Below are 22,111 nucleotides of genomic sequence, written 5' to 3' on the forward strand. Positions count from 1 at the left end.
TTATGTTTTTTATTAGGTAAATTTCTTAAACAACGAGAAATCGCTTGAAAACATCTATTACAGTAAGTGATTTGAATTGATAATTTGCCCTATCTGTTATACGAAAGCTAATCGGTTTACTTCGAGGTAGAGTTTATTTAGGCCGATGCTTTGCGGAGTAGCAACAGCGCATCTTTATTTTTCATTACATAAAGAACTTGTATTCATGGGCAGTTATAGCCGTGGATTGCATCACTCAATAATTACCGGCGGTCTGCTCTGTGCCATAAGCCGACCTTGAGACACATAGAGATTAAGACTGCAAAGATACGAAAGCGGAAGTTAGCTTTGGCCTGTTTAACGACAAATATTCCGACAAAGCAGTCATGACTATTAGTTTATTGTTAAATCTAATCTTTCTTTTCGTTCATCTACTCAATAACCCCACGCTAAACGTGACTTTAGCGTGGGGTTAGAGTTCACAGTCATTTTATCTGGATAGCTCTTTTATTTTTTTCTCTGAAAACCAGCGATATAAAACAGGTAAAACAAATAATGTTAACAGTGTTGCAGTTACCAAGCCGCCAACAATAACACTCGCTAAGGGGCGCTGTATTTCTGCACCAACACCATTAGACATTAACATCGGTATCAAACCTAAAGCTGATGTTATAGCAGTCATAAGTACAGGTCTTAATCTTGAAGTAGCGCCTTCAAAAACGGCTTTAGATGCTTCTAGACCGTCTTTAATACGTTGGTTGATACTTTCTACCATAACGACCCCATTCAATACCGCTACACCAAATAAGGTAATAAAGCCAACGGAGCTTGGTACAGACAAGTATTGTCCAGATAAATATAAGGAGAAAACTCCGCCAATTACAGCAAGCGGCACGTTGACCAATATCAGCATAGCTTGACCAACAGAACCAAAGGCAAAGTAAAGTAGTAGTGCGATTAGTGCTAACGATAAAGGTACAACTATAGCTAACCTATTTTGAGCACGTTTTTGACTTTCGAACTGGCCGCCAATCGAAACAGAATAACCTGAAGGTAAGTCAACCTTTTCAGCAATTACCGTTCTGATATCGGCAACCACGCTTCCCATATCTCGATTTTGTACATTTGCTTGGATAACGACTCTTCGTTGTACATCATCGCGTCTAACTTGTGGTGGGCCTGACTCAAATGAGACTGAGGCTACGTCACCCAGCCGCACCCAAGCACCAGTAGGTGATTGAAGCCGAATATCAGCAATAGCTTCTTTGTTACTTCGGTACTCTTCCTCTATGCGAACGTAAATATCATAACGTTCATTACCATTGATTATTTGTCCGGCTTCAACACCACCAATACCATCACGCACAACCTCCATTATGTCACTCACAGACAATCCAAAGCGTGATAGTTCTTGCCTGTTAGGACTTATCACCAATTGCGCTTCACCAGCAATTTGCTCCAATGCAACATCCCTTGCACCTTCAATGTTTTTAATTGCTGTTTCTATTTCTTGACCTTTAGCCGCCAGTACCTCAAGTTCAGGCCCAAACAACTTTATCGCCAACTGAGCCTTAACACCAGATAGTAGCTCATCGACACGAGTCGCAATAGGTTGAGAAAAGTTGAGTAGCAACCCAGGGAATTCTTCTAAAGATCTCTCCATTTTTCCTTGAAGTTCATATCGATTAGATGCACTGGTCCACTCAGAAACAGGCTTCAACCCTATGTAAATTTCGATGTTATTCACAGGCTCTGGGTCTCCACCTATTTCTGCTCGACCAATTCGGCTTAATGCATAGGTTACTTCAGGGAAAGCCATTAGTTTTTCTTCTAGAATTGGTGCCACAGTGAGCGCGGTATCTAAACTGGAAGAAGGTGCAAGCGTTGCTCTTAAGTTTATCGTCCCTTCTTCTAACTCAGGTACAAATTCAGTACCAATTAATGGAACTAATGCAAAGGCAGAGAAAACTAATATAAGTGCGGCTGAAATGACTAATTTGGTGCGTTTTAGTGCGAATGTAAGCCCTTTTCTGTAGAGTTTGTCTAATGGCCTAAGAACAAAGCTTTCCCTCTCTTTTACACCTGACTTAAATAAATAAGTAGCTAAAGCGGGTACAACAAACAACGCAACCACAATAGCAGATATAACAGCTAAAATGATGCTTATTGCCATAGGTTGAAATAACTTTGCCTCAACACCTTCAAAGCTAAATAAAGGCGTAAATACGACTAAAATAATAGAAGCTGCAAAAAATACGGGACGAGCCACTTCTTTACCCGCATTTTGAAGACGTAACTTAATACCATGCTCATCTTGTTCTACATCATGTGGATCAGTATCAGCACTAGGCACTCTTTCTTTTACAGTTTTTAAATGGGTAGAGTCTGGTCTATTTAAATGCTTAAACATGTTTTCAACCATCACGACTGAACCATCAACTAGCATACCAATGGCTACGGCAATGCCACCCAATGACATAAGGTTTGCAGAAATGCCCCACCAAGCCATGATCATTAACGCGATACCAATTGAAATTGGAATAGATATTAGGACAAGGAAGGTTGCACGTATATTCATTAAAAATAGTGCTAATACAATACAGATGAAAATAAATGCTAGTAATAGTGCATCAACTACTGTATCAACGGCTTTTTCAATCAAATCAGCCTGATCATAAAATGGTTCAAAGCGAACACCTTTAGGCAATGCTTGATTAATCAATGGGATTCTTGCATTGATACCATCAATGGTGGCTTTAGTATTAGACCCCATGCGTTTTAAGACAATGCCAGAGACAACTTCACCTAAATTTTCGACTTTACCGTCTTCGGTTTTGCGCGTCATTGTGACAGCACCTTGACGAATTTCACTGCCCATTTCAACTTTAGCAATATCCGAAACCGTCACAACTGTCCCATCAACTGTTTTGACGGGAACTTGTTTGATATTACTAATACCAGCGTCACCACTTTCAAACCAACCTGCACCTCTAATAACAAGCTGCTCTTGCCCACGGTTCATATACCATCCGCCAACATTGGCATTGTTGTTATCTAGGGCACCAACAACGTCTTCTTGCGTTAGGTTATAAGAAAGAAGCTTAGATGGATCTACATTTACTTGGTACTGCCTAACAATACCTCCAAAGGAGAGTACATCAGTAACACCATCGACAGGCATAACGAGTAATTTTACTACCCAATCATTGAGACTCCTGAGTGCCATAGCATCATAGCCTGCATCTTTATCTGAAATAAGAAGGTACTGAAATACTTGGCCTAGCCCTGAGGTGTTTGGCCCCATTTCGGGTGTGCCGACACCTTCTGGTATCAGTTCTTTTGCGGCTTGAAGACGCTCAAATACAAGTTGTCTTGCAAAGTAAATGTCGGTGCCTTCTTTGAAAACAACCGTGACGCCAGACAAGCCTGTTTTAGAAATTGAGCGCACTTGTTCTACATCAGGTAAGGCATACATGACCGCTTCAATGGGGTACGTAATGAGTTGTTCAACTTCTTCAGCAGCTAGTCCTGGCGCTTCAGTATTTACAGCAACTTGAACATTAGTAACATCAGGAAAGGCATCTAAATTTAGTTTTGGTATAACCATAATTGCGCCGACAATTGTGGCAAACAGCGCAATCAAAATCAGGAGTCTATTATTAACAGACCAATCTATTATTTTATTAAACATAGTCTTGCTCCTTAGTGGTTATGCGGATCAAATCCGCCTTTAGCGATTTCAGAAGCAACAAAAAATGCGCCTTTGGTTACAATTCGCGTCCCACTATCAAGGCCAATGATTTCCCTAAAATCACCTAAGGCTCGGCCTAGTTCTACTTCTACAGCTTTAAATTCTCCAGGGTGGTCTTCGACAAATACGGTCCAATCACCATCTGCGCTGCGGATCAATGCTTCTTCTGGCACAGCCATCACTTTCTGCTTTGTGGCAAACTGAAAGTAAACTTTTACAAACATACCTGAATGAAGGTTATCATCAGCATTCTGTACCCCCAATCTAATAATTCTTGTACGAGTTACGGGATCAATTGTATGGGCTTCTTGGATAACTTTGGCATTGTAACTCTGGCCTTCTAATTTAAGTACCGCAGGAGAATCAATTGATAAATTTAGCTTTTTATTTGGAGAAACTTTTGCTTCAACCCATAGTTGTTTTTCATCAGCTAACAACATGACTGAATCCCCAGCATCAACACGTTGCCCTTGGATAAAGTCGTCTTGAAGCACGACACCTTCACGGTGCGCCGTTAATGCATATTGTCCAAATGCTTTAATGTCTTTGTTAGAAATACCATTTATTGCTTTTTCAGTTAACCCTAAAGCAATGAGCTTGCCATAGCTCGCATTGTATGTTGTTTCAGCTTGTAATAATCGACTTTCACTCACCGTCTTATTACCCAGCTTTTTTACACGTTGCCATTCGGTTGAAGCGATTAAATAGTCAGCTTGTGCTTGTGCCATTGCTTCACTAAATAATGTAACTAACTTCTGACCTATTTCTACATACTCGCCAAGCGCTGCATGGCGACTGATAATGACTGACTCTGTACGTGGTGATACCACATAACTTTTATAGCCATTAGCTTTTATTTCGCCAGGTGCATATACGGAGCTAAATTGATATTCAGGCTTAACACTTTCCACTTTAATGTTAGCAAGCGACATCTTCTTTGGATCAATAGTGATACCTTCTTCATGTCCTTCTTCTCCCTCTTTATTACCACCTTCATGGCCGTGCTCGTCATGGTCACCTTTATCTTCTTCATGTCCCTTTTCGTGTTCATGCTCATCTTGATGTTCTTTTTCTTCTTGTTTCGAAACGTTTGTGACAGAACCAGTTCCATCTGACGACTGTGCAAAAGCATCATGATTTGTAGTAAACCCAACTAACAGGCAGCTAATTACTACGGCTAAAAATTTTTTACTAATTACTGTATTCATTTTTGTAACCTATATTTTTAATAAATTTAAGATTTCGTTTTTCGCTACTGAAAAAACAAAGCGCTCAAATCTCAAATTTGGATAACTGACCCATACTTAAAATGAAGGATATTTCTGCAAGCTTGAATTGATTTTCCAAACGTATTCCTGCATGAAGCCCTTCCGCACGTTGATTTAATGCAAGTAAGTAGTCAGAAGTATTAATGTCACCAGCTTCCCAGCGCTTATTTAATAAGTTTTCGCTGCTATCTAATCTGCCTTTTGTCAGTTTTTGCCATTGCTCATAATATTTTTTACTGACAATAAGCGATTCATAATTAGCTTTTGCTTCAAATGACTGCTTTCGATAAACCGACCGAAAGTTAGCCTCTGCTGCAATTGCTTCTGAATAAGCGGCTTTAACAGTATCTGAATAGTTATTTCTGATATTTAAAGGCATTGAGAAAGTCACGCCAATCAAGTCTTCATCTCCACTTTTCCCTGCGTTAACTCCAATGGTTGGATTGGCTTTAGATTCCATAGTGGTTAGTTGAGCTTTAGATTGTTTTATCTTCCATTGCGCTCTAGCGAGTTTAACTTTTGGATGTTCCTCAACCCACTGAGAGTTAAATGAATAGTTTGTTGCTCCAAAAGTAAATGAAAACAAATTGGTAGTATTAGGCGTCCAATCAGGCAATAACTCCTGAACATTTACCTCTGCATTTTTCAAAGCAATTTGCGACTCAGATATTTCACTGAAAACTTGGGACAAGTTTAAATAAACCAGTTCAGCGTCAAGTGGCTCTAAAAGTCCTGCTTTTCGCTTATCTTCAATAATTCCAACGAGCGTTTGTAATTGATTTTCTCTTACTGAAAGTAACTGAGCCACCTTTTTTGCTGCTTGCCAATTAACTATTGCAGTTAAAGCGTTAGCCTTTTTAGAATCGAGTAGAGATAACAATTGTTGCTGGTTTGCATAAACACCAATTTCACCAATGCTTTTATTTGCTGATTGCTTATCCCAAAAATCAATCGTTTGACTGATACCAATAGAATAATTATCAAAATCACCCTCTTTTTCATAGCTTGCTTCAAGCTCTGGGTTATATACGGCTTTAGTTAAGCTCTTGGCTCTATGATTACTTGCATTAAGTAACTCTTTAGCCGCAACAACTTCGGGATCTTTATTTATTTGACTATCTAGCCATGAAATACTTTTCTGTTTGGCATAAGTGGCAACTGAAAAACTCACAGCCATGCATAAAGACAGGACTAAACCTGCATTTTTTAAATATATATACATAAAAATTCTTAATTTTAAAATTAATAAACACGAAACCTTTATCCATTATTAAAGGATAAATAGGTCATTAAAAATTAATCTAATTAAGAAATAGGCGGACGAAGTATCGCTTCAAGAAAGGTACTTGTTTGATCAATTTGATAAGGCGTTTTATTGATAATGTTTAGTTTGCCCGTGGTATTTGAATTACTGACTAAAATCCAAGATAAGTGGCTGCCACTGCAATGTCCGCAGTGATGACAATCTTTTTCATTATGCTGCTCATCACCTACATTATCATTTGAGACATTTCGATCATCTGCATGATCATGTTGAATTTGAAGGTGCTCTATATCTATTTGGTGATTCTCAGGTGTTGCGGATACAACAGCAGTTAACGATTGCAAAACAATCGAAACGACTAATAGTATTTTTAACGCAACATTGAATTTCAAAATAAACACCTACTTAAATATGAAAAATTATAATATCAAAAAAAGGTTTTCTAAACTAGCCATGCGCATGTTTTTCATGCTCGTCACGGCAAGTTTCTTGAGGAAACTCAAACTCAATGGTTGTATGAGATAAATTATAAGAAGAAAGTTCCTTAGCCACTTGTTGTTTTAGCCTAATTAATTTATCAACCTCAAAGTTATGGGCTAACTCTAGGTGAGCAGTTAATACGTGACTTTCCCCGTCTAATGACCAAAAGTGCATATGATGAATCCCATTAATTTCAGGTATAGCCTTTATCGCTTTTTCAATATTATTCTGCACTTCTTCATCAGGTGTAGCTTGAAGAAATAGTGCCAATGTTGTTTTCAGGTTTTTCAAAACGTTAAACAATATAAACAGTGTAAAGCCTATAGAAAGCAAAGGATCTAATATTGGTAGATCTACAAAAAGCAGCACGATAGAAACAATTAGGACTGCAACCCAGCCAAGTACGTCTTCAAGCAAATGCCACGTAAGTACTTTTTCGTTCAGCGTTTTACCCGCTTTTAGTTTAAATACTGCATACCCATTAACAGCAACCCCAAGTAATGCAAGACCCAACATTCCTTCAGCCATTGGCATTTCAGGATTAGATAATCTTGGTATTGCTTCAAATAGCACCCAGACAGAACCAATAACTAATACAATACTGTTAATTAATGCGCCAAACAGGGTAAGACGACGATAGCCATAGCTAAATCTATCGGATGCTTCTTTATCCGAGAAACGACTCAGTATCCAAGCGAATCCTATAGATAAACTGTCACCCAGGTCATGTACAGCATCAGCCATAATAGCGGTACTGTTGGTTAGCCAACCACCAATAAATTCGATAATAGTAAATGAAACATTAAGGAAAAATGTCCAACCTATACGGTCGTCTTTTCCATGCGAATGGCTATGGCTATGATTGTGCATTTTCCACCTCAAGAACTTTTAAATTTCTTACATTGACTACGTTAAAATTGATAAAGTGACGGATCACTCGTTGATACATCCAACGTTTGATTCCTGATAAGTTAGTTCCTTTTTCGAGATAAAACTCATCAGGGGAATTATAAACACCAAAATCATCATGAATACCTTCTTTTTGTATATAGGTATCTTGACCACGCCAATCTGTATCTGGCGAAGAGAAACACTTTGTTGCAACACCATAACCACAAAATTCGTTTTTTATTTGACTAAATTTGTGCTGTAGTGAACTTAAATATTGTTCATCTAATATAAAGCCTTCTAAGTTTATCCAACGATCCTTGAAATAAACTTCAATCCAACTATGAATGATATATTTAGGTGCTAACCAAAATACATAAGTTGGAATAGCTCCTTTTTGTAATCGCTGCTCAATAGTAAAGCCGTGAAAACGACATTGAATACCTAATCCTCGTAACAAAGCCATCAGCAAGTTACCCTTGGTATTGCATTGTCCGTAACCATCGGCTAAAACACTGCTTGCTGAAATATCATCACTCTCATTGTAACCAAATAATATTTCATCTTTAACAAATTGGTAGGCTGCACCAATTTTGTTGAAGTCATCGAGTTCTTGCCAATTACGCTCAGAAATTAATGATTGAATTGTAGAGTGTTCAAAATTTACTATCTTGGTTTTTTCTAGATATTTGCTATTCATTGATGTTTCCTTACTTTGAACAACCAAAGGTTGATTGTTTATCTTCATTTGGTGTTTAACGTGTTTTCTCAGCAACAGCTAATTCTTGTTTAGCATCGCTTAGTATTCGGTAAGCGCCTCGAAGAATTAACATTGAAATGATGCTACCAATGACGATATCAGGCCAACGCTGTTTCAGCACCATAACGAGTATGCCTGCGATAACGACACCAAGATTTGCAATTACATCATTCGCTGAAAATATCCAGCTAGCTCTCATATGTACTTCATCGTTGTTGTGCTTTCGAATAAGGATGAGACAAATCACATTTGCAACTAAAGCAACCATGCCTACGCCAATCATAAACCAAGAGTGAGGCTCACTTTCACCATACAGCCTTCTAGCAATATCCATTAGAATTAGCACGCCTAACCCCAGTTGGAAATAGCCACTCACTAAAGCAGCATTAGCCTTATGTTGGATTGACTTTCCCACCGCGTATAGTGCAATTGCATAGACGATTGCATCCGCTAGCATGTCTAACGAATCTGCAATTAAAGCCGTTGATTCTGATAACCAACCAAAGCCAATTTCAAAAACAAACATCGAGGCATTGATAGCCAGAAGCCAATAAAGCACCGTTTTTTGCTGGTTATCTTTTAGCTCAACTTCACACCCACAATCGCTCATTTTCATCTCCGATTAACTTGTATGCTCTAACTATAAATCCTATAGTGACTATAGGGTCAAGTTTATTTGGAAATTTTATGAAAATTGGTGAGTTATCGAAAACATCGGGGTATTCAGTACAAACCATCCGATATTATGAAAAGGAGGGCTTGCTGTCAGATCCTGATCGCACTGAAGGGAATTTCAGGTTGTATTCTAATAAGGCATTTAAAGAGCTAGAGTTCGTAAAGCATTGTCGAAGTTTAGATATTCCGCTTAATGATATTAAGCGACTCATTGAATTAAAAAACAAGCCAGAGGAGAGTTGCTCTAGTGTAAATGCATTAATTGATCGGCAACTAACTTTAGTTAATCAACGAATGAAGGAATTGAATGCACTCAAAAAAGAGTTAAAACTAATGGCAAGCTCTTGCGGGTCTGACGGTACAATTGAAGTCTGTGGCATTATCAAGTCATTAGATAGTTGAACTAAATATAACTTTAGATTAGTAGTATTCACAAAGGCAATAATGAAAACCATTGGCAAATTAGCACAATCATTAAATTTAAATGTAGAAACCATTCGTTTTTATGAACGAGAAGGACTGATTACACAACCTGAAAAACCAATATCTGGTTATAGACAATATGACGAATCAATAGCAGGACAACTTAGGTTTATCACAAAAGCCAAAGCGCTCGGCTTTACGTTAAGAGAAATAAAATCGCTAATGTCTATGGACAGCAACTGCGCTCAAGTTGAGCTATTAAACCGACAAAAGTTAGCAATCATTCGAGACAAAATTAATGACCTTCAACGTTTAGAGAAAGTAATTGTGGGTATGACAAATACCTGTATGCAAAACGAAGATCCAACACATTGCCCCATAATTGACTCATTAAAATGATTGACTCCGTACTTGTATACGGAGTTTAGAATGATGGTAATATCAACCAATAGACTTTCAAATGATAAATAAAATATTAGACAGAGTAGGCTCTAGTGGCGTTTGGCTAGCGGCACGGCCTGCCTCCCTGCATTAAGGTCACTTGCATCGGCATTAGGACTAGGCTTCTTCTCTCACTTCGAAGGAATAGCTGTAAATACGCTTTTACCTATTTTTGCATCTTTGGAACTATTGGTAAACTTATACAACTGGCACAAAAATAAAAACCATACCAGAGCTGTCTTCAGCATTCTAGGGCCTGTAGCAGTGCTATTAACGCTTTATCCTCTTTGGCTATATGATTGGAGCACATACCTATTTTACTTTGGTATTTGCTTAATGGTCGTTATGTCGGTTTTGGATATCGTAAAACCAGTAAGGGAGCAAACATGCAACGTATGGCTAATTGCCGTCGTTGAAACGATTAACGGTCAATGTCTGCTTTTCGCTCAAATAAGACCCAAAAAATGGCTCATATAGCTATCTAGGTTAACGCTTTCAAAAAACAGAAGTATATTTCCGATAACTACCTTTGAATCCCTATAAACGGAAGTTTGCTTCCGAAATATAGCAATATTGGGTTAGAAACCGGAAGTTTACTTCCGTTTTGTACTTTAAGATTATAAGTAGGTATCTAATGAAAGCTCGGCAGTCCAACTCGTTTTTGCCCCAAGACGAGTTAACGTAAATACTCTAAGGACAGCTTTGAGCGAAGCAGGTATTCAAAGTATTAATGAATGAATAAATAATCAATTCTTGTTATGTAATATAATTAGCTTCTCGTTAAAATTTTCATAAAATTTAAGTTGTTAATTTCAAAGCTATTTTTTATGCGTGTTTTCGTAATGTACTTTTACCCATTCTCGAATAAGTAAATTCTCGGTTATAGGAGAGTCTAAAAAAATTGTAATTCCTTTAGGCTATGTGTAAGTTATTAATAATTAAATTAATAAAAATCGTATTTTGATAATTCTGGAAATTGACACATTGAGTGTTAACGGGAATTTTCGGTAATACGCCGTTAGGCTTCACGGAGAAAGGTGTCAAATTTTGAGCATGGAAAGTGTCATTTCAATAATCGGATCTATCGCTTCAATAGGTGGTGCTGTATGGGCATTTGTCGAAGCTAAGAAATCGGTAAACGCAGCCAGTAAAGCAGAAAAGCTTCGTGATGAACTTATAAGCCGTAGAAAAATGGTTGAAGTATCGCAAGTTCACTCCGAAACAAAGCGTGTTTTATCTGTTGTGTCAAAAGTCGGTCCTTCATGTAATGCCAAACTTCTCAAGGGAGTTAACTGCGCTGATATTGCAAAAGAAGTTGAGGTGTATGCTAGTTTCATTTTTGAACAAAGCGGTCATTTCACTGATTTTTTTGAGAACAAAGCAAAAGAACTTTGTAATGATTTAAAAGATGACATTGAATCATTGTCTGAAGCAATTAATTTTGAAGACAAAAAAAATTATGGCAAAAGTATCTACTACAAAATTCAAAACTTTATGCCCTTTGTTAAACAGCTTTCCGATGAAAAAAAAGAACGGGCTTAAGGAAAAAGTAAAGGAAAAACTATGAAATTATCAGACGGCGAAAAATTAATTGTTTTAATGCTTAGCGAGCTTTATGAAAAATTAGATGTTAAAGGTGAAATAGAACCAGATTTTATTAAATCAGCTATTTTCAGTGATCAACTATGGGGCGTAAAATGGAAATACAGTGGCATTCCATTTGAAGAGTCGGACGATCCTGAAATTGTTAAAGAGGTTGTTGATATTTTAGATATGTGGAGCTTTATAGAACACGCCTATAGCAAGCTGAACGAAGAAGAAAAAGCCAAACTAGAATCTGACGTTCCTTATTTTGGTAAAGACCCCAAATTCATTGGTTTTGATGGTAATAATGAAACTGAGTATATGGGAACAGCAATGTTTCTAGTTAACGAATTGGAAAGATTTCAAGAGTTTAGTGGTCGGAGCTTCAATAGTCATTGCCCTTCAATTGACGGTCATAAAAGAATGTTAAGTGCATTTGAACCAATAAGACAAACTTTGTCTTATGAGCCGTTAAACCTTGCGCAATTGACTACTATATTGAAAGAAAAAGTTCACCCTAGTCGAAGAGAATCCTAACAAACGCTTCAACAAAGGACGTTACTGATTAGATACTCTAACGTATTTATGTCCAAAAACGAGTTTGTATGGACGTCTGCTTCTCGCTCATAGCAGTCTGCCTGATGAAGTCTAAACTTATTCACTTAAACTGTGAGATCTGATATGAGCTAGTACAGCTGATATGCTATTTACGACAAAGTCGCTCGGTAATTAGAGCGACATAATCCCTTGGTAATCACACTAGTACATCATCATGTTTTTAAATTAAAGCTGTTGTTTACTTAACAAACATCCAAATACCGGCAGCGATCATAAACAGGTTTTCTGTTAGGGAGATAAACCCTAGTGGTACGTTACTGTCACCGCCTACACACGCACATTTTAACTCTCGTTTATCTATATAGACTGCTTTTATCACTGAAACAGCACCAACCCCACCTATGAACAATGAAATAGGGGCAATAATATAGGCTGGTAATCCGGCTATCATTCCAATGCCAACAAATGCTTCTAAAAATGGGTAAACATAGGCGTACCTGACTACTTTCATAGCGACTAAGTCATAGGTTATAAATGAATTAGTAAAGCTAAATAAGTCTTGAAGCTTTTGTATTGCTAACACTGCCATTGTTAGGGCTACAAACAGTTCAGCGGTTTGCATTGATAATAAGCTATTATTCGCTGCAAAACTAAATGCCACACTAAGCAAAAAACTAACCGAAAAAATCGCAATCACGGGCGTGTAAGTTGTACCTTCTTGCCCAGCTTTTGGCTTATCAAAGTAATCGAGTAAGTCGTCATAGCCACCTATACGTTTATTATCAATAAATGTTTGAGGTGTAGTTTCTACACTGTGTTGTTTTTTAAATTCATCTGTTTGCTCTCGAGAAGTTAATAGCTGATCATCAACTGTATATCCCTCTCGCTCTAGTAGGTCTTTTGATTTTAAACCAAACGGACAAATATGCTCATCTGTGGCCATTCTAAAAAGTTGGGCTGATTTACTCATGTTTAGCTCCCTTTTATGTATTGGTATAAAATTTTACTTAGCATTAAAATCCGGTACGGTCCTAGATTGTGCTTGCTCCTGAGTTTCTGCTAGGCCATTTTTCTCTATATCCTTTAGTAACCACTGCATTTCTTTAATCTCACGACGCTGTGCCTCAATAATATTTGTTGCAAGCTCTTGGACTCGCTTATCTTTGATTTTTGCCCTTTCACTGGTGAGTATTGCAATTGAATGATGTGGGATCATCGCCGACATCCATGAGCTATCATCAACAGTCGCTTGTGATCGAACTAAAAATAAACTTCCCGCAAATACGGTAACACTAGCAATGAGTACTGTTATATTTTTCTTTTTATCTTTATACATATTGAGCATGAAAAGTAGCATTATCACTGCCATCATGGCTCCCATATAAAGCGCCATATAAGTGCGAGTTTCACTAAAAAAAACATGACTTAGCTGATAAGTATTCAAATACATCAGTACAAACATGACTAATGTTGATGTGGCTATCATTAAGAAAAACTTTAAATACTGCGACATTAGATGGCTCCTTTCTATCATTTACTTTGTATATCATTTATACCAATGGGTAATTCTTACAGGTTATTAGGCGTAAACCCACTATATATTTAATCATTGAATCAATGTTTAATATTACATCAAGAGTTGTGCCATAAGTGTTAAAACTGCTCAGCGTATTTGCTAATATGCTTATAAGTATTTTGCTGTAAATCGTGCGTAAGCATTTCAATATTATATTTATAAAAGCGATCGCCCATTTCCATACCTGGCGTACCAGCAGGCATAGCGGGAACAGAGAGCCCTATCGTCTTTTCAGGATGTTGTTCAGCTAAAAACTGTTTTATATGTTTGGCGGGAACATGACCTTCAAATACAAATCCATCGGCTGAAACGGCTGTATGGCATGACCGCATATTTGATTTTATTTGATACTGAGATTTAATCGTCCCCATGTCATTGACGTTAATTGCTTTTGTTTGAATATTGTTTTCGCTCAAATGAGCAATCCACTTATTACAACATCCACAATTTTTACTTTTATAAACGGTAAGCTCAATTTTAGGTTTTTCTGAATTCTCATAAGTTATTAATGCTTTATGTTGTTTTTCGATACTTATCGCCGAAAATGACATAGTTAATGATAAAAATAACGCTGAGGTAATGTAGATTACTCGCATTGTTAACTCCTTAATTTGACCAATGAATATGAGTGATTTTCCAACCTGTATCGGTGTTTTTTAATGTGATTGATTCCATTCCCATAGACTTAATATCTTTTCCTTTGTACTTTCCTTGAGTTTTACTTCTTGAAATTGAGTAAGCTATGTCTCCATTTGTGTAAACTTGATGCTCTAGTAGTTCACTATTAACAGCACTTAAGAATTTCATATCCGCTATCATATGATGTTTCGCGTATTCATCTGCAGAACGCTCAACACTTCCGCCTTCAAAAATGATGACATCGTCGGCCAGTAATTTACGTGCAGCTTCGCGATTGCCTTGTTTTAGAGATGCATGAAATAGGCTGACTGTTTTTGCAGCCTCGCTATCAACATTGACAAAGGCCTTGCCTTTTTTTGAATATTTTTCATCGTCATGTGCACTAACAGTAAAAGAACTAACAGTGCTAAAAATTAGTAGCAATAAAATTTTTAAATTAAAGGATTTAATTAACATACGTTTCCCTTTTTATTAATCGTTAAATAGGCGGACCAACAAGTGTGGTAAATACACTTGTTGTAATAAGTACAAACAGGGCAATTACTATTTCAACAGTAATCGAGCGTTTTAATATACTTATATGGTGTTGTTGAGTGATTTGCGGGACTAAAAAAAGCTTATGCCATGCACCTAGGAACAGCATCGCGCTGACGAGTAACAGCTTTAATAAAATTAGTTGCCCATAATCTGATGTAAACAATGCAGAAAATGACTCTAGGTACCGCAGGAGCAGAGTTAAGCCCGAAATAAGTAGTACAAATACAATAACAATAGCGAGTTGACCAAAGTAATGCATTAACCGCTTTACTTCACTGGTAGGTAGTAAAGTGCAGCTTTTGTAAAGCGGCCACAATGACCCTAACCAGCTCGCTATGGCAATAAGGTGAAAGGTTAAAATACTTTTCACTAACCCATTTTCGTTTGCACTGTGCCCAGTAAAAGTGAAGCTATGAGCGATAAACCCAAGCATGATGAGTATAACGGCACCGTTTTTATAACCTGCTACGTTATCATCTGATTCCACATTCCACATACATGCGCTAATTAGAGCAATAATAAGCGCTGGTATTCTAAACCTTGCTTGGTCACCTATGACTGATTGCCAAACAATTTCAAGCATAAAGGGGTCAAACATTCCCATAAAGCCTGATTCAGCCATTGCTCCAGCTTCTATAGGTACTTGTAAAAGTGCAGCAATACTACCTGTAACTACACACGTAATTTGCCAACGTTTTAAGAACTGATGAAAGCTAATTAAGTGATGCTCTGCAACATTGCTGTTGCCACACATAAAGCGCATTAATAAAGTGCCCGCAAGCCCTACAATTGCTATATAGCTTGCTAGTTTTAATAATAGTAAGAGCACTGACCATTCACTTAATTGCATGATGTTGCTACTTAATGATTATGTTTGCTGTGGGTATTAGATTGTTCTTGCATCATCTTATGCGATTCATTTTTATGTACCATAAATCTAAACGTGCCAGTCATTTTATGTCCATCACCACCCAGTGCTGTCCATTTAACCGTGTAAGTGCCTTGGGCTAGGCTCGGTAATGACCAATTAAAGTCTGTGCTTGGGGTGGCGCTGGGTTTGAAATCAAAGTTTATTGTTTTATTTTTTTCATCTTTGATGATGACTTTTGCTAGCCTTACTTCACCACTAAAAATTAACGAAAGTTCCTCTGGTCCTTGCATTAACATGGCTTCTTGTGCAGGTATTGATTGCTTGAGTGATATATGCGCTGATGCGGAAAATGTAAGCACTAAACCTAAAATGGCTACTGCAGAGTTAAAAAACTTCATAATTACCTCTTATTTAAAATGATTAAAACCAAAATTTAATACCCGCAACAAATGCGGTGTTGTTGCTACTTTGTCCACTTGATGTGGCATAGTCGGCGGTATTGCCAAATTTATTGCTCCATTCAACGCCAATATAGGGCGCAAACTGGCGTGTAAATTCATAACGAACCCTAAAGCCAATCGCGCTGCTTGATAGGCCACTTCCAAGCTCGTTTTGTTTATCGTTTTTGCCATAAAGTGTAATTTCGGCTCGCGGTTGTATAATTAGCTTTTGCGTGAGTAGTAGTTCGTACTCTGCCTCTAACGTAAATGCGGTATTGCCTCGCTCACCTACGTATGCTGTCATATCAAGTTCAAACCAATAAGGGGCTAAACCTTGTAAGCCAAAAGCCAACCATTGCCGATTTTCACCTTCTTTATTGTAATCAAGACGAACACCTGCTTGAGTATCCCAATATGCTGATACGGCATGACCCCATAAAATATCGGTTTGGTTTTCTTCAATACTTCCTTCGCTGAAATCACCCTCGGTTTTAATTACCAATCGATCAAAGGTAGTGCCGTACCATGCTTGTAAGTCAAATACACCTGCGTTTGCTTGCTCGTTATATTCAAGACGATCGCCTAGTAATGCGTAAAATGGATGCTCATCAGCGAGTGTTAATCGCTCATTGCCCTCAAGCGCATATGGGCCTTCTGTTAAAGTTGTTCCCGCAGAGTAAGCATGGGGGTCTCTTGCATCTTTAGGTGCACTTCCTCCTTGTGGTTGCATCTTAGCGCTATTCATTTGTGCCATTTCACTTTGCGCTAATAAAGGGAAACTAATTAATGAAGCCCCAGTTAACATTAATAAACTAAATGATTTAGATAGTTTTAATTGTTTCATGATACGACTACCTCTCTAAACATGCCGGCATCCATATGGAATAATAAATGGCAATGCCAAGCCCAGCGCCCTACATCGTGAGGGGTGGTTAAAAAGCTGATTCTTTGTGCGGGTTGAACAGGTATTGTATGACGTCGCACTTGCACATCACCTTGCTCGTTTTCTAAATCACTCCACATACCATGCAGATGCATAGGGTGCGTCATCATGGTATCGTTTTGTAAAATAACTCTTAAACGTTGGTTATGCTTCATATGCACTGGCGTGCTTTTACCAAATTCTAAGCCATCAAATGACCAGCTATAACGTTCCATATTTCCGGTTAAATGCAACTCAATTTCAGCTTCTGGCTCTTGCTGGTTAGTGATCCCTTCAAGTGAGTGTAAATCTGCAAGTGTTAAAACACGGCGACCATTTTTACGTAAACCAATACCAGGATCATCAAGATTTGTTCTAGGCATATCAACGCGCATATCAACTGAAGCTCCATACTCCGTTTTGGCATGACGCACTTTAGGGCTGGCAACTGCCAATGGGTTTTCAGACATACCATGTTTGCTATGATCCATCGCCATTGCACCGTGCTCCATAGCGCTATGATCCATTTCTTTAGAGTTCATACCTGACATGCCAGCCATACCTGCCATTGCAGAATGCTCACCGCCGTGGGTCATATTGCCCATCATATCGGTCATCGTTAACCATTCAACAGGGTCAAGTGCAGGTACTGGCGCATCAATATTAGGCGAGCTTGATAAAGTTCCTTTTGCGTAACCAGAGCGATCCATACTTTGAGCAAAAATCGTATAGGCATCATTTTTAGGCTCAACAATTACGTCGTAGGTCTCACCAGGGCCGAATCTAAATTCATCAACTGTCACTGGTTCAACGTTTTGCCCATCAGCTTGTACAACTGTTAGTTTTAGTTCTGGAATACGAACGTCAAAAAAAGTATTGCTTGAGCCATTAATAAACCTAAGTCTTACTTTTTCTCCAACTTTAAACATTCCTCGCCAATTTGACATTGGCGTACTACCGTTCATTAAAAAGGTCATTGCTGATGCAGATAAGTCAGCTAAATCTGTAGGATTCATTCTCATTTGATTCCACATTTTGCGACGTTGCAAAGCATTCGAAACACCGCTATTTGAAACGTCATCAAAAAATTCTGGAACAGTGGGCTGATTGAAGTTAAATACATCACTCTGTATTTTTAATTTGCGGAACAGCGCCATTGGGTCATCATCAGTCCAATCAGATAATTGAATAACATGCTCGTTATCTGCACTAATAATATCTTTTTCTCGCGGTTCAATAATTAATGCACCGTACATGCCAGTCATTTCTTGAAAGCCACTATGTGAGTGATACCAATATGTACCGCTTTGTTGTAATTTAAATTTATAAACAAAGGTTTCGCCAGGCATAATGCCTTTAAAACTGATACCAGGTACGCCATCCATTTGATACGGTAAAATAATGCCATGCCAATGAATTGAACTCGGTACTGATAACTTATTTGTTACTCTAATAGTAACGTCATCGCCTTCTTTGAGGCGCAAGGTAGGGGCGGGTATAGAGCCATTGATAGTTGTCGCCATACGTACTACGCCAGTAAAGTTAACCGGCGATTCATCTATAACCAGATCAATTACTTTGCCGCTAAGTTCGGGCACAGTGCCTGTTATTGTTCCTGCTACTAAAGATGATGCAGCATGTAATACACTCGGAAAAGCAGCAAGTACACCTCCTGCAATTAAGCCTTGAACAAATCGTCTTCGTGGTGTGCTAACCTGTTGTGATGACTTTTTAAACCCCATTTCCTTACTCCTTCATACCAGAATATGTATTGAGTATAGAAAATAGACCTGTCTTAAACATGACGCGAACATTACAAAGTTGTAATGTTGGTGTCATGTTGCTGTAGTGACAGATACTGCATAATATTTGCAGAGGTAGTTGTTAGGACTTTAATGAAGGAATTGTATGCGCTTATTAGTTGTTGAAGATGAATCAAAGACAGGAGATTATTTAAAACAGGGACTAAGTGAAGCTGGTTTTCAGGTTTCTTTGGCGCGCAATGGACTTGACGGTCATCACCTAGCAATGACCGACTTATTTGATGTAATAATACTTGATGTCATGTTACCTGACGTATCCGGTTGGAAAATTTTACAGTCGCTACGTGAAGCAGATAACAAAACCCCAGTACTATTTTTATCTGCTCGCGATAGTATAGACGATAGAGTAAAGGGGCTCGAACTTGGTGCTGATGACTATTTAATAAAGCCTTTTGCTTTTGCTGAAGTTTTAGCAAGAGTACGCACTCTTATTCGCCGTGGTGTAGTACAAACAGTTGACGATATACTGATAGTTGCTGATTTAGAAATGGATATTCCAAAGCGAAAAATACAACGTGCAGGCAAGCGTATTTTATTGAGTAATAAAGAGTTTAGCTTACTTGAACTATTGTTACGGCGCGAAGGTGAAGTACTGCCACGTTCGTTAATTGCTTCTCAAGTATGGGATATGAATTTTGATAGCGACACCAATGTGATTGATGTTGCCATTCGTAGGCTAAGAGCAAAAGTTGATGATGACTTTACTGTTAAATTAATTCATACGGTTCGTGGTATGGGCTATAAATTAGAGGTTGAAACTGATGGCTATTAAGTCACGGCCTTTATCACTTACGATGCGTGTTGTGTTGTTTGTCGCTGTAACCGTTATTGCGTGCTTAACTTTAGTTGCCACCTTAATAAATAGTTCGATAAAACATCATTTTTTCCAGCAAGATAGTAGTGAACTGCATGTTATTAATCAATCTATTGAATTAGTTTTAAGACAACAGTATAAATCAAACCTGAAACTTAAAAATGAATTATCTAACGCTGTAGCGGGTCATCACGGTGTTTACTATCAGGTAAATACCGCAAAAGGAGAGCTCATTTTTCAAAGTTCTGAACGAGATTTTAGTGATTTTGTAATGAGTGCTAATGCTTCAGCTGGCTTTAACCGTAACAACATTACCTCATGGCAAAATGATACCCACACCTACCGAGCTCTGGTGAGTAATTTAAGTACTGGGCAACAGCAATACAAAATTACTACAGCGATAGACATGAGCTTTCATTTACACTTTCTCAATCAATTTCAACAAAGTCTTTGGGCTATTATGTTTGGCTCTGCGGTACTCATTTTATTGGTGGCTTGGTTTGCTATACATCAAGGATTGAACCCTTTACGAGGTTTGAGTCAGAAAATGCATGACATCCAAACTAATAAGATGGATGTAAGGCTTGATGAAAATAAAGTGCCTATTGAGCTTGTTAATATGGTGCAGTCGTTTAACTCGATGCTCGACAGGCTCCAAGGTGAATTTATTCGTTTATCAAATTTCTCTAGTGATATTGCGCATGAGTTACGTACTCCACTAACAAATATAATCACTCAAACACAGGTTGGTTTATCTAAAAAAAGACAGTTGTTAGAGTATCAAGAATTATTGTTTTCTAATCTAGAAGAGCTGGAACGACTAACTAAGATGGTTAGTGATATGCTTTGGCTTGCAAAAACTCAGAATGGACTGGTTAAACCCGTTCAAAATACTCTAAAAAGCCATGATGAAATTGAAGCATTATTTGAGTACTTTGATGCTTTGGCTGAAGACTCATTGATTACATTTAAGAAAAAAGGTCAAAACCTTTGTTTTTATTGTGACAAATTACACTTTCGCCAATTATTATCAAACCTCCTATCCAATGCAATAAGGTATGCCCCAAAAGGCTCATCAATCACAGTAAATAGTGAAATATTTACCGCTGATAAAATATGTATTTCAGTGATTAATACTGGGGAGAGAATACCTTCTGAGCATTTACCTTATTTATTTGACCGCTTTTATCGACCCGATAAATCGCGCCAACGACACAGCGATGGAGCTGGTTTAGGGCTTGCAATAGTTAAAGCTCTAGCGCAAGCAAACGGTGGAAATATAGAGGTCAGTTCAAATAATCAAACTACCAGCTTTAAAGTTTTTCTAAATTTAGCTAAAAGCTAATTATTAAATTTAATAACCCAATGTTTGCTTGTACCTCTAGACTTCCCAGCTTTCATTAAACACCGGTTTATAAACTTAAAGTACAAAACGGAAGTAAACTTCCGGTTTCTAACCCAATATTGCTATATTTCGGAAGCAAACTTCCGTTTATAGGAATTCAAAGGTAGTTATCGGAAATATACTTCTGTTTTTGAAAGCGTTGGCCTAGATAGCTATATGAGCCATTTTTCGGGGTCTTATTTGAGCGAAAAGCGGAGGGTCGGGTAAACTCGTTTTTGGACAAAAATGAGTTAGAGCTGAAGGACGGCTCTGTGCCAAAAGCAGCCCTTGAGTGACTTAGTGATAAAGGCTGCAATGATACGATTGCTGACATTTCACTATTTCTTTTTATGCCTTCTCATTGCCATTAATAGACTGTCATTTAGCTATCGCAACAACTTTGACCTTCTTGAATTGGCGGGCATTTCACTGTTCCATAAGAGCAATATACGCAACAATCGCCTTTCAAAGGCTTTAGGAGAACTTTGCAAGATTCACATTCATAATACCACTGGCAAGCGTTGGTTGGCATTTCTTCAGTTTTACTGAAGCCACACTCAGGGCAAGTAATGGTAGAATTTAACTCTATACTTTGCATGTTTGCTCCTTCAAAGGTTTAACAATGTCTAATACGGACATTACAATCATCAAACAAATACCTACATAAAACAAATAAGTGCTCCATTCGTATTGCCATAGTGGATAGAGGGTTAACAAAACCGCTATAGGGCCAATAACCCCAAGAATACCTCTCGCATGATTTTGGTTTTTATACCAGTTATACAAATTTACCAACAATGCCAGAGTTGCAAATATAGGTAACAAGGTATTTACAGCAATTCCCTCAAAGTGAGAGAGAAAGCCTAATCCTAATGCTGATGCTAACGAGCCGAGTGCGGGGAAGCACCCCGTACAACTAAGAGCCGCAAGCCAAACACCACCTGAGCTAACTTTATCTAAAATCTTATTAATCATTTTTAACGTCTAACATTATTTGAATGATTTGAGTATGAACTCCGTAGGTAGGTACGGAG

General features: G+C 38.0%; 24 protein-coding genes. 7 read left to right on the forward strand and 17 right to left on the reverse strand.

What is annotated here, in order from left to right:
• Nucleotides 1–469: 469 nt before the first annotated feature.
• The 7 genes from AN392_RS00005 to AN392_RS00035 all read right to left on the reverse strand — a co-directional run bounded on the left by AN392_RS00005 (nucleotide 470) and on the right by AN392_RS00035 (nucleotide 9,000).
• Complete coding sequence (locus AN392_RS00005) at nucleotides 470–3,670, reverse strand: efflux RND transporter permease subunit (protein ID WP_004588883.1); 3,201 nt, start codon at nucleotides 3,668–3,670, stop codon at nucleotides 470–472.
• 11 nt (nucleotides 3,671–3,681) lie between these two features.
• Nucleotides 3,682–4,938 carry an efflux RND transporter periplasmic adaptor subunit gene (locus tag AN392_RS00010; RefSeq protein WP_002962258.1) on the reverse strand — a complete coding sequence of 419 codons (1,257 nt, stop codon included), beginning with the start codon at nucleotides 4,936–4,938 and terminating at the stop codon, nucleotides 3,682–3,684.
• Nucleotides 4,939–5,002: 64 nt separating this feature from the next.
• Complete coding sequence (locus tag AN392_RS00015; protein WP_008468875.1) at nucleotides 5,003–6,220, reverse strand: TolC family protein; 1,218 nt, start codon at nucleotides 6,218–6,220, stop codon at nucleotides 5,003–5,005.
• 83 nt (nucleotides 6,221–6,303) lie between these two features.
• A complete protein-coding gene (locus AN392_RS00020; protein ID WP_004588885.1) occupies nucleotides 6,304–6,654 on the reverse strand; it encodes a hypothetical protein in 351 nt (116 codons plus the stop codon).
• Nucleotides 6,655–6,709: 55 nt separating this feature from the next.
• A complete protein-coding gene (locus AN392_RS00025; RefSeq protein ID WP_004588886.1) occupies nucleotides 6,710–7,612 on the reverse strand; it encodes a cation diffusion facilitator family transporter in 903 nt (300 codons plus the stop codon).
• Nucleotides 7,599–8,330 (reverse strand): transglutaminase family protein, encoded by a 732-nt coding sequence (locus AN392_RS00030; RefSeq protein ID WP_004588887.1) that lies wholly within the window; start codon nucleotides 8,328–8,330, stop codon nucleotides 7,599–7,601. Before AN392_RS00030 ends, AN392_RS00025 begins: the two co-directional genes overlap by 14 nt.
• A 55-nt stretch (nucleotides 8,331–8,385) precedes the next feature.
• Complete coding sequence (locus AN392_RS00035; RefSeq protein WP_004588888.1) at nucleotides 8,386–9,000, reverse strand: cation transporter; 615 nt, start codon at nucleotides 8,998–9,000, stop codon at nucleotides 8,386–8,388.
• A 77-nt stretch (nucleotides 9,001–9,077) separates the two neighbouring features.
• Here AN392_RS00035 and AN392_RS00040 point away from each other — a divergent pair, with 77 nt between their 5' ends.
• The 5 genes from AN392_RS00040 (at nucleotide 9,078) to AN392_RS00060 (ending at nucleotide 12,050) form a co-directional block, all read left to right on the forward strand.
• Nucleotides 9,078–9,467, forward strand: coding sequence for a Cd(II)/Pb(II)-responsive transcriptional regulator (locus tag AN392_RS00040; protein ID WP_004588889.1), 390 nt, complete (start codon nucleotides 9,078–9,080; stop codon nucleotides 9,465–9,467).
• Between the two features lie 42 nt (nucleotides 9,468–9,509).
• Nucleotides 9,510–9,887 carry a MerR family transcriptional regulator gene (locus tag AN392_RS00045; RefSeq protein ID WP_004588890.1) on the forward strand — a complete coding sequence of 126 codons (378 nt, stop codon included), beginning with the start codon at nucleotides 9,510–9,512 and terminating at the stop codon, nucleotides 9,885–9,887.
• Nucleotides 9,888–9,989: 102 nt separating this feature from the next.
• Entirely contained in the window at nucleotides 9,990–10,406 is a 417-nt protein-coding gene (locus AN392_RS00050) for a MerC family mercury resistance protein (protein ID WP_235575552.1), read from the forward strand.
• 576 nt (nucleotides 10,407–10,982) lie between these two features.
• A complete protein-coding gene (locus AN392_RS00055; RefSeq protein WP_055011428.1) occupies nucleotides 10,983–11,471 on the forward strand; it encodes a hypothetical protein in 489 nt (162 codons plus the stop codon).
• A 21-nt stretch (nucleotides 11,472–11,492) separates the two neighbouring features.
• Nucleotides 11,493–12,050, forward strand: a complete 558-nt coding sequence (locus AN392_RS00060; protein ID WP_055011429.1) for a YfbU family protein — start codon at nucleotides 11,493–11,495, stop codon at nucleotides 12,048–12,050.
• A gap of 259 nt (nucleotides 12,051–12,309) precedes the next feature.
• On the opposite strand, the gene AN392_RS00065 is transcribed toward AN392_RS00060, so the two are convergent.
• The 8 genes from AN392_RS00065 to AN392_RS00100 all read right to left on the reverse strand — a co-directional run bounded on the left by AN392_RS00065 (nucleotide 12,310) and on the right by AN392_RS00100 (nucleotide 18,798).
• Nucleotides 12,310–13,041, reverse strand: a complete 732-nt coding sequence (locus AN392_RS00065; RefSeq protein ID WP_024032682.1) for a MauE/DoxX family redox-associated membrane protein — start codon at nucleotides 13,039–13,041, stop codon at nucleotides 12,310–12,312.
• A 33-nt stretch (nucleotides 13,042–13,074) separates the two neighbouring features.
• The gene (locus tag AN392_RS00070; protein ID WP_024032683.1) at nucleotides 13,075–13,584 is read right to left on the reverse strand and encodes a DUF305 domain-containing protein; all 510 of its coding nucleotides are present in this window, start codon (nucleotides 13,582–13,584) and stop codon (nucleotides 13,075–13,077) included.
• 140 nt (nucleotides 13,585–13,724) lie between these two features.
• Nucleotides 13,725–14,243, reverse strand: a complete 519-nt coding sequence (locus tag AN392_RS00075) for a DUF411 domain-containing protein (protein ID WP_024032684.1) — start codon at nucleotides 14,241–14,243, stop codon at nucleotides 13,725–13,727.
• A gap of 10 nt (nucleotides 14,244–14,253) precedes the next feature.
• On the reverse strand, nucleotides 14,254–14,742 hold the full coding sequence (locus tag AN392_RS00080) for a nuclear transport factor 2 family protein (protein ID WP_008109928.1): 489 nt from the start codon (nucleotides 14,740–14,742) through the stop codon (nucleotides 14,254–14,256).
• Nucleotides 14,743–14,764: 22 nt separating this feature from the next.
• Nucleotides 14,765–15,673: a copper resistance D family protein gene (locus AN392_RS00085; RefSeq protein WP_055011430.1), complete on the reverse strand. Its 909-nt coding sequence runs from the start codon at nucleotides 15,671–15,673 to the stop codon at nucleotides 14,765–14,767.
• 11 nt (nucleotides 15,674–15,684) lie between these two features.
• The gene (locus AN392_RS00090; RefSeq protein WP_004588802.1) at nucleotides 15,685–16,092 is read right to left on the reverse strand and encodes a copper resistance CopC family protein; all 408 of its coding nucleotides are present in this window, start codon (nucleotides 16,090–16,092) and stop codon (nucleotides 15,685–15,687) included.
• A gap of 22 nt (nucleotides 16,093–16,114) precedes the next feature.
• Complete coding sequence (locus AN392_RS00095; protein ID WP_055011431.1) at nucleotides 16,115–16,978, reverse strand: copper resistance protein B; 864 nt, start codon at nucleotides 16,976–16,978, stop codon at nucleotides 16,115–16,117.
• Complete coding sequence (locus AN392_RS00100; protein ID WP_055011432.1) at nucleotides 16,975–18,798, reverse strand: copper resistance system multicopper oxidase; 1,824 nt, start codon at nucleotides 18,796–18,798, stop codon at nucleotides 16,975–16,977. Before AN392_RS00100 ends, AN392_RS00095 begins: the two co-directional genes overlap by 4 nt.
• 166 nt (nucleotides 18,799–18,964) lie before the next feature.
• On the opposite strand from AN392_RS00100, the gene AN392_RS00105 reads away from it, so the two are divergent.
• On the forward strand, nucleotides 18,965–19,651 hold the full coding sequence (locus tag AN392_RS00105) for a heavy metal response regulator transcription factor (RefSeq protein ID WP_004588805.1): 687 nt from the start codon (nucleotides 18,965–18,967) through the stop codon (nucleotides 19,649–19,651).
• Nucleotides 19,641–21,038: a heavy metal sensor histidine kinase gene (locus AN392_RS00110; RefSeq protein ID WP_024601570.1), complete on the forward strand. Its 1,398-nt coding sequence runs from the start codon at nucleotides 19,641–19,643 to the stop codon at nucleotides 21,036–21,038. Before AN392_RS00105 ends, AN392_RS00110 begins: the two co-directional genes overlap by 11 nt.
• Before the next feature lie 421 nt (nucleotides 21,039–21,459).
• Here the strand turns inward: AN392_RS00110 and AN392_RS18685 are convergent, their stop codons facing one another.
• Nucleotides 21,460–21,675 (reverse strand): GDCCVxC domain-containing (seleno)protein, encoded by a 216-nt coding sequence (locus AN392_RS18685; RefSeq protein ID WP_076916053.1) that lies wholly within the window; start codon nucleotides 21,673–21,675, stop codon nucleotides 21,460–21,462.
• On the reverse strand, nucleotides 21,663–22,052 hold the full coding sequence (gene merC / locus AN392_RS00115) for an organomercurial transporter MerC (RefSeq protein WP_024601094.1): 390 nt from the start codon (nucleotides 22,050–22,052) through the stop codon (nucleotides 21,663–21,665). The genes AN392_RS18685 and merC overlap by 13 nt, the downstream gene beginning before the upstream one ends.
• Nucleotides 22,053–22,111: the final 59 nt, after the last annotated feature.

Origin of the sequence: Pseudoalteromonas sp. P1-16-1b (assembly GCF_001401785.1) — a bacterium.
GTDB lineage: Bacteria > Pseudomonadota > Gammaproteobacteria > Enterobacterales > Alteromonadaceae > Pseudoalteromonas > Pseudoalteromonas undina.